8 protein-coding genes and 2 pseudogenes are annotated in these 11,897 nt (G+C 68.1%); 8 read left to right on the top strand and 2 right to left on the bottom strand.

The window, feature by feature from the left end; genetic code table 11:
• Positions 1–6: 6 nt before the first annotated feature.
• From FZ983_RS26235 to FZ983_RS26225, 3 genes are read left to right on the top strand one after another with little or no spacing between them, the layout of a single operon-like run.
• The gene (locus tag FZ983_RS26235) at positions 7–1,701 is read left to right on the top strand and encodes a ShlB/FhaC/HecB family hemolysin secretion/activation protein (RefSeq protein WP_188092518.1); all 1,695 of its coding nucleotides are present in this window, start codon (positions 7–9) and stop codon (positions 1,699–1,701) included.
• A gap of 35 nt (positions 1,702–1,736) precedes the next feature.
• Complete coding sequence (locus tag FZ983_RS26230) at positions 1,737–2,471, top strand: hypothetical protein (protein WP_149226920.1); 735 nt, start codon at positions 1,737–1,739, stop codon at positions 2,469–2,471.
• 5 nt (positions 2,472–2,476) lie between these two features.
• Positions 2,477–5,341 carry a response regulator gene (locus tag FZ983_RS26225; RefSeq protein ID WP_149226918.1) on the top strand — a complete coding sequence of 955 codons (2,865 nt, stop codon included), beginning with the start codon at positions 2,477–2,479 and terminating at the stop codon, positions 5,339–5,341.
• Between the two features lie 13 nt (positions 5,342–5,354).
• On the opposite strand, the gene FZ983_RS26220 is transcribed toward FZ983_RS26225, so the two are convergent.
• On the bottom strand, positions 5,355–6,050 hold the full coding sequence (locus tag FZ983_RS26220; protein WP_149226916.1) for a response regulator transcription factor: 696 nt from the start codon (positions 6,048–6,050) through the stop codon (positions 5,355–5,357).
• 281 nt (positions 6,051–6,331) lie between these two features.
• Between FZ983_RS26220 and FZ983_RS26215 the strand changes: the two genes are divergently transcribed.
• Together FZ983_RS26215 and FZ983_RS26210 are read left to right on the top strand one after the other, a co-directional pair.
• Complete coding sequence (locus tag FZ983_RS26215) at positions 6,332–8,716, top strand: response regulator (RefSeq protein WP_188092517.1); 2,385 nt, start codon at positions 6,332–6,334, stop codon at positions 8,714–8,716.
• An 83-nt stretch (positions 8,717–8,799) separates the two neighbouring features.
• Positions 8,800–9,333: pseudogene (locus tag FZ983_RS26210) on the top strand (DDE-type integrase/transposase/recombinase); the annotation flags it as partial.
• A gap of 62 nt (positions 9,334–9,395) precedes the next feature.
• Here FZ983_RS26210 and FZ983_RS26205 read toward each other — a convergent pair.
• A pseudogene (locus tag FZ983_RS26205) lies at positions 9,396–9,531 on the bottom strand (IS3 family transposase); the annotation flags it as partial.
• A gap of 186 nt (positions 9,532–9,717) precedes the next feature.
• Here FZ983_RS26205 and FZ983_RS34320 point away from each other — a divergent pair.
• The 3 genes from FZ983_RS34320 to FZ983_RS26195 are packed head-to-tail and all read left to right on the top strand — an operon-like array spanning position 9,718 to position 11,889.
• Positions 9,718–10,356, top strand: a complete 639-nt coding sequence (locus tag FZ983_RS34320) for a hypothetical protein (protein ID WP_188092516.1) — start codon at positions 9,718–9,720, stop codon at positions 10,354–10,356.
• Positions 10,353–10,979 carry a papain-like cysteine protease family protein gene (locus FZ983_RS26200; RefSeq protein WP_188092515.1) on the top strand — a complete coding sequence of 209 codons (627 nt, stop codon included), beginning with the start codon at positions 10,353–10,355 and terminating at the stop codon, positions 10,977–10,979. The genes FZ983_RS34320 and FZ983_RS26200 overlap by 4 nt, the downstream gene beginning before the upstream one ends.
• Complete coding sequence (locus FZ983_RS26195) at positions 10,972–11,889, top strand: hypothetical protein (protein WP_149226910.1); 918 nt, start codon at positions 10,972–10,974, stop codon at positions 11,887–11,889. The genes FZ983_RS26200 and FZ983_RS26195 overlap by 8 nt, the downstream gene beginning before the upstream one ends.
• The last annotated feature ends 8 nt before the right edge of the window (positions 11,890–11,897 follow it).

Here is an 11,897-nt window from a genome sequence, read left to right as displayed (position 1 = left end):
GACGGCATGACCGCAAAAGGCCTGGGCCGTTGGCGCCGGGGGCTGGGCTACGGGCTCGCGGTGCTGGCGATGCTGCCGGGTGGCGCCGCAGCGCAGGCCCTTCCGCAATCCCTTCCGCAATCCCTTCCGCCCCAGGTGACGCCCAGCGTCATCGGCGCCGGCTCACGCCCCGCGGAGGAGCGGACGGAGCCGCCGCCGGTGCAGGACGAGCCGCTGGTGGGCGGGCAGGGGCTGGACGGCCTGCCGCGCATCACCATCCGCGGCGGCGGAACCCGCTTCACCCTGACCGGCGTGGATTTCGATCCCTCCAGCCTGTTGCCGGCGGAGGAGCTGGCGACGGTCGAGAGCGGCTATGCCGGCCGCAGCGTGACCTTCGCCGACCTGCAGGAGCTGGTGGCCGAGGTCAACCGCCTCTACGACGCCCGTGGACAGAGCGCGGCCCGCGCCGTGCTGCCCGCCCAGAGGATCGACGGCGGGCGGGTGCGCATCCAGCTCGTGGAAGGGCGGGTGGAGAGCATTGCCGTGCAGGGCGACCCCGCGGTGGGCGACCGCTATGTGCGCGACCGCATCCGGGCCGCGTCGGGGCAGGTGCTCGACACGCGGGAACTCCACCGCGACGTGCTGCGCTTCAACCTGACCAACGAGGCGCAGCTCCGGGCGGCGCTTCAGCCCGGCGCGTCCTTCGGCCTGACCGATCTGCAATTGGCGGTCTTCGAGCCGCCGCGGACCGCGCTGGACCTGTCGGCGGACAATTACGGGTTCGAGGCGACCGGACGGGGCCAGGGCGCGGCCATGTTCCGCACCGGCAGCCTGATCGTCCCCGGCGACCGCACGACGGTCTATGCCGCCGGCTCGCAAGGCACGCGGGTGGGCAACCTCGCCTACAACCTGCCGGTCGGGACAGGCGGCGGCCGGATCGGCTTCGGCCTCAGCGGCAGCTGGACGGAGGTGGTGAAGGGCGACTACCGGCGCTACGGCATCACCGGCACGTCGCGGTCGGCCTCGCTGACCGGCAGCCATCCGCTGTGGACCGGTGACAGCGCGCAGCTGTCGCTCACCGCCGCGCTGGCCCGCAGCCTGTCGTCCAACAGCATCGCCGGCACCCGCCTGTCCGGCACCCGCACCACCAGGGGAATGGCGGGGCTGTCGTTCTATTACGGCGACGAGGGGACGTCGGTCATGGCGTCGCAGGCCGTCGGACTGGCACGCATGACCGAAACCACCGGCGGTCAGACCCGCAACGCCCCGCTTTTCACCGGAGATCTGAACGCCTTCCACCGCCTGTCGGAGGAGTGGGCGGTGCAGCTTCGCGGCGCGTGGCAGCTCAGCACGCTGCGGGAGCTGTCCGGCGACCAGCTTTTCCAGATCGGCGGAGCGGCGTCCCTGCGTGCGCTGCCCCCCGGCGCGCTGACCGGCGACGACGGTGTCTTCGGTCAGGCCGAACTGCACTGGGATGCGGCCACCCTGGTGGAGGGAACGCCGCTGCGGAGCCTGGACCTGTACGGCTTCTACGAATCCGGGCTGATCCGGCTGACCGGCGGACGGCGGGCCGTCATGTCCGACGCCGGTGTTGGCGCGGCTGCGCGCCTGAGCGACCTCGTTTCCCTCGAAGCGACAGTGGCGGCACGGCTGCGGGACGGCGATGCCGCGCCGATGGACCGCTACCGCCTCTATGTGCGGACAGTCTTTCACGTCTTTTGAAACCACCGACCATGCGTACCGGAAGGATCCTGAGGATGAACACGATGTTTGCCGCCCTGTTCGCGGCTTTGCTCGCCGCCGGCCTGGCCCACGGCGGCACGGCATTCGCCGCGCCTGCCGGCACCACGTCGACGGCCGGAGGGGCGGCCGGGGCGGCGGAGGAGGGTGCTGCCCAGCGGGCGCCCGCTACGGTGGAGGGGTTCCGCTCCGCCAAGTTCGGCATGACGGAGGAGGAGCTTCGCAAGGCCATCCGCACCGATTTCGGTCTGAAGGACACCGAGATCGAACGCACCGACAACCCGGTGGAGCGCACCACCTCGCTGTCGGCCACCGTGAAGGATCTCCTGCCCGGCGGCGGGGCGGCGCGGGTCAGCTACATCCTGGGCTATTCCAGCAAGAAGCTGATCCACGTCAACGTGCTGTGGGCGCACGAGCTGGGCGCCACCTCCAACGAGACGCTGCTGGCCAACGCCACCACATTGCAGAGCTACCTGAGCGAACAGCCCTTCCCGCCGGCGGGCGTGGCGATGAACGCACAGTTGGCGGACGGATCGATCCTGCTGTTTCGCGGTACCGACGCCAAATCCCGCACCGTGCTGCTGGTGGTGAGCGGACTGCCCCGCCCGGCCGAGGCGGCGAAGGCCGGAGCCGCCAAGGGTTCTGAGAAAGGTGCCGAAAAGGCTGCGGAGAGCAAGCCGGTGGTCCGGCTGTCCTACATCGCCAACCCCGCCGAACCCGACATCTTCCGGGTGAAGCCCGGGCAGTTCTGACAGCCGTGCGCGGGATCGCCGTCCGGCTGATGGCGCTGGTCCTGGGCGCCGGGCTTCTTGCCGGCGTCGCCTGGGCTGGGGACGGGGCCGGGGATGGGCCGCCGGTTCGCGGCGGGATGCTCGACCTGCGGGCGGGCCTGCCCGACGGCGCCCTCCTGGCGCTGGACGGGGAATGGCTGGCGGCCTGGGGACGGCTGGCCGGGGCGGAGAGCGGGGCCTGCTTCCCCGATCCGGCGGGCGGCTGCCCGGCCGGCGATTGGACGGCGGCCCATCTGCCCGGCATCTGGAACGGCCAGCCGCTGCCGGGCGGCGGCGTGATGGGATCGCAGGGGGCGGCGACCTACCGGCTGCGCATCCTGCTGCCGGCGGACGGTGCCGTCCACACGCTGCAGGTTCCGCTGGTGAAGTCGGCGTCGCGGGTCTGGCTGAACGGCGAGCCCGTCGCCGCAGCCGGCGTTCCGGCACCGAGTGCCGCCGGGGAGGTCGCCCAGACCGCTACCCGCTTCGTCACACTTCCCGCCGGACTGCGCGTCGCCGACATCGCGATCGAGCTGTCGAATCATTTCCACCATGAGGGCGGGATCGGGGCGAGCCTGCTGCTCGCCAGGGGCGATGGGCTGCGCCACGACTGGACGGTGCGGCTGCTGGTGTCGTCCGGCGTGGCATTGTCGCTGCTGTTGCTGGCGGCCTATCTGACGGCCTTCGCCCGGTGCGGCGAGCGATCCACCTATTACCTGATGAGCGGCCTGCTGACGGCCAGTGCGGTGCGGATGCTCTGCACCAGCGAATTGCTGACCACCCTGTTTCCGCGGGTGGATGCGGCACTCGCCTACCGGCTGGAATATCTGCCGATCTATCTGTTCTGGCCCATCTATTTCCACGCGCTGGACCATCTGCTGCCCGGCTGCCTGCATCGGCGGGTGGGGCAGGGGATGGATCTGCTGGGCGGGGCCGGGGCACTCTTCGTGCTGCTGGCCGAGCCGGCGGTCTTCACCCGCTTCCGCGACGTGGCCAGCCTCCTGCTCGGCCTGTCGATCCTCTATTTCGTCCTGCGGATCGCGGCGGCGGCGCGGCGGCGCCATCACGGCGCCGTCCTGCTGGGGCTGGGGGCGATGCTGTTCATGCTGGCCGTCGTCCACGACGCCATGATGTACGCCCACCTGTTCGACGGCGTCGATCTCGTCCCATTCGGGGTTCTGGGATTCCTGTTCATGCACGCGCTGATCCTGGGCCGCCGGGTGATGCGCGCCTTCGACGAGGTGCGGAACCTGTCGGCGGAGCTGACCTGCCTGAACGAAGGGCTGGAGCGGCAGGTGCAGGACCGCACCCGGGAGCTTCGCCGGCAGTCTGCGATCGTGGAATCCGTGCTGCGGCAGGCCAAGGAGAGGGCGGAGGCCGATGCGGCGTTGAAATCCCGCTTCCTCGCCCATCTCAGTCACGAGGTGCGCACGCCGCTCAACGCCGTGCTGGGCATGGTGCGGCTGATGCAGCGGAGCCCCGCCGCCGCGGACGCCGAGCGGCTGCGGGTGATCGACGGGGCGGGGCGGCACCTCGTCGGGCTGCTGGACGAGGTGCTGGAACTGTCGCGGCTGGAGGCGAACCGCCTGACGCTCAACCCGGAACCGTCCGACGCGGCCGGGCTGGTCCGCGACGCCGTGGCGCTGTTTCGTCCGGCGGCGGCCGAAAAGGGCCTGGACATCGCGGTGACCATCACCGGTGCCGTGGCGCCGTGGTACCGGCTCGACCGGCGGCGGCTGCACCAGATCCTGTTGAACCTGCTGTCCAACGCCGTGAAGTTCACCCGGCAGGGAGGCGTCCTGGTCACTCTCGATGCCGTTCCGGCGCCGGTGCCGGGACGGGAGGAACGGCTGTTGCTGTCCGTGGCCGACAGCGGTCCCGGCGTGCCGGATTCGGAGAAGAAGGCCATCTTCAACGCCTTCACCCGGGTCGAGGGTGTCGACCGTCTCCACGGCAGCGGTCTGGGCCTTGCCATCGTGCGTGGGCTGGCGGTGGCGATGGGCGGCAGCGTGCAGGTGTCCGACCGGCCGGGCGGCGGCGCGCTGTTCACCTTGGCGCTTCCGGTCCATCTCGCGCTCCCTCCCCCCAAGAGCATGGTGGGTGGCATGGTGAATGGCGTGGTCGGGGCAGCACCGGCGCCTTCCGCCCTCGACATCCTGGTGGTGGAGGACGCGGAGGAGAACCGGGCGGTGCTGCGCGCCTTCCTCGCCCCCGCCGGGCACCGGCTGGTGGAGGCTGAAAGCGGGGAGGCGGCGCTGCGGCTGCTGGAGGACCGGCGCTTCGACGTGATCCTGATGGACATCCGCTTGCCCGGCATGAGTGGCGTGGAGGCCAGCCGCCGCATCCGCGCCCTCCCCGACGAGGCGGCGGCCCTGACCCCGATCATCGCCGTTACCGCCAACGCCTCGTCGGGCGACGAGGTGGAGTATCGTGCCGCCGGCATCGACGACATCCTGCCCAAACCCCTGGACCCGGACCATCTGTCCGCCGTGCTGGCCCGCCACACCCCAGCCCGCAACTCCGGCGGTGCGGCGGTGCCCCGTCTTGCCGAAAGCATCGCGCCGGATCGGCTGGCCCGCCTTCTGGGTCTGTTCGCCGCCACCTGCCGGGAGCAGCGTGCGGCCCTGGCCGAAGCCGATAGTCCCGCGCGGGTGGCGTCCATCGCCCATCGGCTGAAAGGGTCCGCCGGCACCTATGGATACCCGGCGCTGTCCGCGGCTGCGGCCGCGCTGGAGGCGGCGGCCGGCCGGGGCGGCCCGCCGCCCGCCGCGCTGCTGCGGGCGGTGGATGCGGAGCTGGAAGCGGCGCTGGCGTCGCTGGAGGTCCGCACACGGACGCCGGCCGGTGGTTAGGAGAAGACCGGAATCACCCGGCCTTGCCGGCGCCGTCCGCCAGGGCGTAGCCGACCCCGCGCACGGTGACGATCGGCGCGGGGCGCCCGTCCTCGTCCTTCATCTTGCGACGCAGCCGCATGATGAGCATGTCGACTGTGTGTTCGCTGACGGTGTCGCGGTCGCGGTTGCTGATGACGTCGAGCAGATATTCGCGGTTGACCGGATTCGGGCGCATGGCGGCCAGTGCGGCCAGGATGTTGAATTCCCCGGTGGTCAGAGCCAGGAACGTGCCGTCGGGCCGGAACAGCGCACGCCGCACCAGATCCAGCGTCCAGCCGTTGAAATGCAGGTAGGAGTCGCGGGACTTTCGCCGCAGCAGGTTGCGAACGCGGGCCAGCAGTTCCCGCGGGTCGACCGGCTTGGTGACGTAATCGTCGCCGGCATCCTCCAATGCGCCGATCCGATCCTCGTCGTCGGTGCGCACGGTGACGAACATCAGTCCAGCCTGGTCGCGGATGCGCAGGCGCCGGGCGATGTCCAGCCCGTTGCCGTCCGGCAGGTTGATGTCGAGGAGAACCAGATCGGGATGTTCCTGCGCCAGCAGCCTCTGCATGGTGGTGACGTCGGGCGCATGCAGGACACGATACCCCGCATCGGCGAGGAAGCCCGCATACAGCTCCCGAAGTTCGACGGCGTCCTCCACAACCATGACCGTGGTCTGTGCCATTCATTCACCCAATAACGAAGCAGGAACAAGGCACGCGCAGAACGCGGATTCGAAAGAATGCGGACAAAGCGATGCAGCGGCAAGTCGCTGCGACAAATCGGTGCGGCATCACGGCCCGGCAATCATCAGGCAACGCCCCAAGTCAGAACATTTTTACTATATAACGATGCAACCGCTGGGAGCAAGACAGGTTCACCATGGTCAGTATCAACCGTCTTTCGTGTCACATTGCGCTGGGTTGTGCTTTTGCTCTGGCTTATTATGCCGGTGCCTATGCCAGCGTGCGCATCGCACGCATCCCCGAGGCGAACTGGACGGTGATCTGGCTGAGTTCGGGCGTCGGGCTGCTGTGCGTGCGAGCGCTGGGACGGGCAGGGCTGGCGTGGATCGGTGCGGCGGCGGTGGCCACGTCCACCGTCTATTATGGGATTCGCCTGGGTCTGCCCTGGCCGCTGGCGGCGGCGGCCGTCCTGTCCACGGCAGCCCTGGATGTGATACAGGTCTGGCTGGCTGGGATGGCGGATCGGCGCCTCGGCGGCTGGGACCAGGACGGGAGCGTCGGCGGCGGTGGAGCATGGGAGGGATCGGGGGGCGGCTCCTACGGCCGGCTGGCCGCCTATCTCCTGCAGGTCTGTGTGGTGCCGCCCCTGGTGACCTGTTCGCTTCTCGTGGTGAAGGATCCGCTGCTCGGCATCGGGTCCTTCAGCCCCGGCGGCGGGGTCGGCGGCGTCCTGATGAAGATCTTCATCGTCGTCACCGGCAACGCGCTCGGCCTGTTCCTGCTGGGACCTCTGGCGCTGTTGTGGAAACGGCGCCATGAGGTGCTGGCCGCCGGGCCGAAACTGTTGGTGACGCTGGTGCTGGTGCCGCTCCCGGTCCTTCTGTCGACGGTGACGATTCCCCATGTGGCGATCCTGGCTTTCGCCGCGGCGCTGGTGGCAGCGGCACGCCATGGGCTGGCCGGCTCGGTGCTGGCGGTTCTGCTGCTGACCTTGACCACGGTGGGTACGGTGGCAACGAAGGCCGGTCCTTTCCCAAGCGACGAGGCCGGCCTGACCATGTTTGGCTTCTCGCTGGTCATCGTGGTTCTGGGATTGGCCTTTCATTTCGTCGGTATTGCCGTCGATGCCCTGGCTCACCAGCAAGCCAATCTGGAGCGGCTGGTCGCCGCCCGCACCCGCGCCCTGGAGCTCAAGAGCGCCGAACTGGCGGCGCTGGCCGGCCGCAAGACCGCGTTCCTCGGATGGCTCAGCCACGAGGTGCGCACGCCGTTGAACGCCGTGCTGGGCATGATCCGATTGGTGCGCCGGGATGGTCCCGGCCCCGATCAGGACCGCCGCCTGGGCATCGCCGAGACCGCCGGGCGGCACCTGATCCGGCTTCTCGACGATGTGCTGGAACTGTCGCGCCTGGAGGCAGGGGCCGTGACCCTGGCGCCGGAACCGGCCGACCCGCGCGCCTTGGCCGGAGAGGTGGCGGCGATCCTGCAGCCGGAAGCGGCGGCGAAGGGGCTGCGCCTGACCGTTGCGGCCGGTCCCGACCTGCGCTCCGCCTATCTCGTCGATCCGCTGCGGGTTCGGCAACTGCTGTTCAACCTGACCGCCAATGCGATCAAGTTCACGGAGTCCGGGATGATCATGGTGCGCGTCGACGCCGAACGGCGCCCCGACGGTCGAACCGGTCTGGTCCTGGAGGTCGAGGACACCGGCCCTGGTGTACCGGAACCCTTGCAGGGCAATATCTTCGACGCCTACGCCCGCGGCGAGGTGGGGGGAGGGCGGCCGGGTGGCGCCGGTCTGGGGCTCGCCATCGTGCGGGAGATCGTCGAACGGATGGAGGGAACGGTCACCGTCGGAAACGGCCGCCAAGGCGGGGCTCTGTTCCGCCTTTCCTTTCCGGCGGATGCCGCATCGGATGCCGTTGGGGAGCCGGTCCCGATCCGTTCCACGGTCGCCGGGCCCGGCCCGCTGCCGCCGCTGGACATCCTGCTTGCCGAGGACGGACCGGAGAACCGGCTGCTCATTCTGGAATGGCTCGAACCCGCCGGCCATCGGGTGACCTGCGTCGCCAGCGGCGAGGAGGCGGTGCGCGCTGTGGCGGAACGGTCCTTCGACGTGATCCTGATGGACATCCGGCTGGAGGGAATGGATGGCCTGGATGCCACCCGGCGCATCCGCGCCTTGCCGGGCATCGGAGCCCTGACTCCGGTCATCGCCCTGACCGCCAACGCCAGCCGGCGGGACCGCGATGCGTACATGGCCGCGGGCATCGATGAGGTTCTGACCAAGCCCATCGATCCTGATGCCCTGTCGATGGCCCTCGCCCGTCACGCACCGTCATGCGACATGACGGGATCCTCTCCGCCCCAGTCCTCGCCGGCTGCTGCAAGTGTGGAGCGGTTGGATCCCCTCTTCACAGGCGTTGCGCGGGAACTGGAGGGCAGCTTGGATCATGCGTGGGCGGTGGGGAACCGTGAAATGGTCGGACGCATCGCCCACAGGCTGCACGGTTCCGCCGCCACATACGGATATTGGAGCGTGGCCGCCGCAGCCGCGGCTTTGGAAAGGGACGTGGAGTCGGGGGCCGAAGACGTCCAGGTGGCCGACGGGGTGGCGGCGCTCCGTGAAACCCTGCGATCGATTTCCGGGAGATCGATTTCCGGGTAAAGCGGTTCGTTCAACCGATATGCGTATGGGCGCCGATCGGGCTCGAATTTCCTATTACGCGCTCGTAGGCGATGCGAGGACGAATCTCCGACGGACTGATGAAGCAGATGGGCTTGAAGGGAGCGATGCGTGGCAAGGCGGTGCGCACCACGATCAGCGACCGGGCGGCGACCCAGGGCTTCGTCTACATGGCCTTCGTCTTCGACGCCTTCGCGCGCCGCAATCTGGGCTGACGGGTGTCCAGCACAGCCCAGGTTGATTTCGTGCCGGATGCTCTGGAGCAGGCTCTTCACGACCGCCGGCCGGCCAAAGGCAGCGGCCTCATCCACCACTCGGATCGTGGGTCGCAAAATGTCGCTATTCGGTACACAGAGCGCCTGACCGATGCCGGTGTGGAGCCCACCGAAGCGTCGGCGATTCCTGCGACAACGCCTTGGCCGAGACCATCAACGGCCTCTACAAGACCGAGGTGATCCGGCGCCGCGGGCCATGGCGCACCCTGGAGGCCATCGAGTTCGCCACCCTGGGGTAGGTCGACTGGCTCAAACCACCGGCGCCTGCTCGAACTCATCGGCCATATCCCTCCCGCCGAGGCCGAAGCGCGCCACTATGCCCAAGCTGAGGATGTCGCCATGGCGACAAGGGATACGATAGCGCCGCTGTCCGCCGGAAGATCGACTTTGCCCCGTGTCGCCTCCAGGCCCATACCCTTCATCAGGCGGGCCACCGGTGCAGCGTGCCACGTCGATGTCCTCTCGCCGCAACCGCCGCCACACTTTGCATACCCCATAAACCTGGAAGTTTGCGTCCCGGACCCATCAACCGCGCAGCTTGGCGCCATCCATCTACGCGCCTCCAGACCGTCCGGGCATCGATCCCAAGAATGGCATTTCATCGCACATATACGCCTTGAAACGTGTAACAATTCATCACGCAATCGCTCTTGACTCAACAAAATAGCATAGATACCCTTTTTACGCGTAAAAATTTCGAGGTCAAAAATGCAATCTGATCCGTTTGCCACTTTGATCAATCAAATATTGCAAGGCCTGACTCAACAGCTGAATGGGGAGATCGGACCTGCCATCCGGTCGGCCGGGTATGATCCTTACAACAACGTGGCCTCCGGGTCTGCCAGCATCGGGATCGGCAGCGCTTCCTATTCTGTCAGTGACCTTACAGGTGTATCGTCTTTGCAGATCACGGACTTGGTGGCGACCAACATCACCGCCTCCGGGACCAACATCAGCGGTCAGGTGAATTTCCAAGCCGTGCTGAACAGCCCTTTGTGCACGACATTGGGCGGCAGCGTTGAGGTATGGCCGATCGACATCGGCGTGTCGGGCAACATCCGGATCACCGGCTGTTCCATTTCCGGTTCCGCCCAGCTCAATGCCAGCATCAGCAACAATCAACTCTGCCTCAATTCGATCAGCAACCTGAGCGCGTCCTTCAATTACAGCGATGCGTCGATCTGGATCAACGACCTGGGTGTGCTGAATTACCTGCTGTCGCCGTTGGAGAGCCTGATCCTCGACGCCGCGAAGGGTGCGATCCGCAGCCTGATCTCCTCCCAGATCGACAGCATCGTCGCTCAGCAGATCGGCCAGCGCCTGCCGCAGTGCGCGTCGCTGGGATGAGGCTGCGGATCGAGCCCCTGGTCCGGACCGCGCAGCGGATTGGTCCCCTGCACCCGGTTGCGGGAACGGCACCCGCACGGGATGGACGGCAGCTCGAAGTCGCGCTGGAGCGGCAAAGCCGTGGCAACTGGTGCTGGTCCGCCGTCACCTGCGCGGTCGCCGCCCACTACGGCGACCGCTCCTGGACACAGGAACGGCTGGCTTGGCGCATCCTGGCGATCGACGATGTGCGGCCGGACCAGGAGCCGCCGCGGGCCCTGCTGGAAGACGAGAAGTACAACCAGCAGGCAGCCCTGGAGCGCACGCTCCGCTATGTCAACTGCCTGGCCGGCTGGAGCAGCGGCCGCCCGCCGTTCCGACGTCTTATGCGCGAACTGGACGAGGGCCGTCCCGTCGCCGTGGCCATCCGCTGGCGCTCCGGGCAGCAGCATTACGTGCTCGTGGACGGCTACCACCGCGCCGAGCGCGCGATCACCGTCGCGGATCCCCAGCGCGGGCGAAGCGAAGTGTCCTTCGACGACTTCCCGCTCCGGTACCGGGATGGCGGCGATTGGACGGAAACCTATTGGACACGCAGTCCTTACCAGATGCCGCACCAGGAAGGGGAGCTTCACGATGAGTAGCTACGACATCGCACTGGTGTTGGACGCTGGCACCCTGAACACGGGGATGTCACAGCTGTTCGCCAACAGCAGCGCCCAGAAAACCCTGTTTCAGGGAACGGAACCGGTCGGCCAGCAGGGCGTCACCAGCATCGGCTGGCAGATCGACGCCGCACCGCAGTTCGTCATGTCGCCGCCGACGGCGAACCAATGGAACGACCCGAACACCTTCACCCCATCGGGGCAGAAGCCGGCGAATCCGACCGACCAGATGTTCCAGGTGACCCTGTCGTCGGTCTCCACCACCATCAACATGCAACAGGGCTCGCCCGTCCCGCTGACCTTCAACATGACGGTGTTCGCCCAGGTGGGCATCGCCAATGGCCAGGTGCAGCTCAGCAACGTGGCCGTGCTCCCCACCAACCCCACGGCCGTGCAGCAGCTTTTTCTCGAGCTGGCCGCGGGCATCGTCTACAGCAAGGTGCAGGCCCTGCTGCAGGGCTACCAGATCCCGTCGAGCATCCCGGTGGAGGGACAGAGCTTCACCCCGCCGGTGATGTCGGTGACGAACGGATACCTGGTCCTGGCCAGCAACCTGGTTGCCAACGGCACGCCGGACATCACCGGCGTCCAGTGGCCGCAGCAACCGCTGGGCGTGCTGATCGGACGCAGCCTGCTGTCGGCGCTCCTTGCCCAATACAACAGCGCGATCCAGCAGGATCTGAGCAACGCCACGGTCAACGTCAGCAACAGCAACTGGACGGGCAGCTACTCGCTGTCCGGCGGCATCACCAACGCCAGCGTCGCCGTCGCCTCCACCCTGCCCAACGTGAACGTGACGGCGACCTTCTCCGCCACGGCCGACGTCGGCGTGTCCTGGTGGCTGGTGCCGGGCGCCTGCGCCCTGGAAGCCGCCTCCAACCTCCTCTGACGACGGGA

The organism is Azospirillum sp. B21 (assembly GCF_008364825.1).
In the GTDB taxonomy this organism is placed as follows: domain Bacteria; phylum Pseudomonadota; class Alphaproteobacteria; order Azospirillales; family Azospirillaceae; genus Azospirillum.
This window is presented reverse-complemented; position numbering and strand designations above follow the sequence as displayed.

Coding starts and splice junctions, on each gene's coding strand:
- FZ983_RS26235 (WP_188092518.1), top strand. CDS start 7: ATGACCGCAAAAGGCCTGGGCCGTTGGCGCCGGGGGCTGGGCTACGGG.
- FZ983_RS26230 (WP_149226920.1), top strand. CDS start 1,737: ATGAACACGATGTTTGCCGCCCTGTTCGCGGCTTTGCTCGCCGCCGGC.
- FZ983_RS26220 (WP_149226916.1), bottom strand. CDS start 6,050: ATGGCACAGACCACGGTCATGGTTGTGGAGGACGCCGTCGAACTTCGG.
- FZ983_RS34320 (WP_188092516.1), top strand. CDS start 9,718: ATGCAATCTGATCCGTTTGCCACTTTGATCAATCAAATATTGCAAGGC.
- FZ983_RS26200 (WP_188092515.1), top strand. CDS start 10,353: ATGAGGCTGCGGATCGAGCCCCTGGTCCGGACCGCGCAGCGGATTGGT.
- FZ983_RS26195 (WP_149226910.1), top strand. CDS start 10,972: ATGAGTAGCTACGACATCGCACTGGTGTTGGACGCTGGCACCCTGAAC.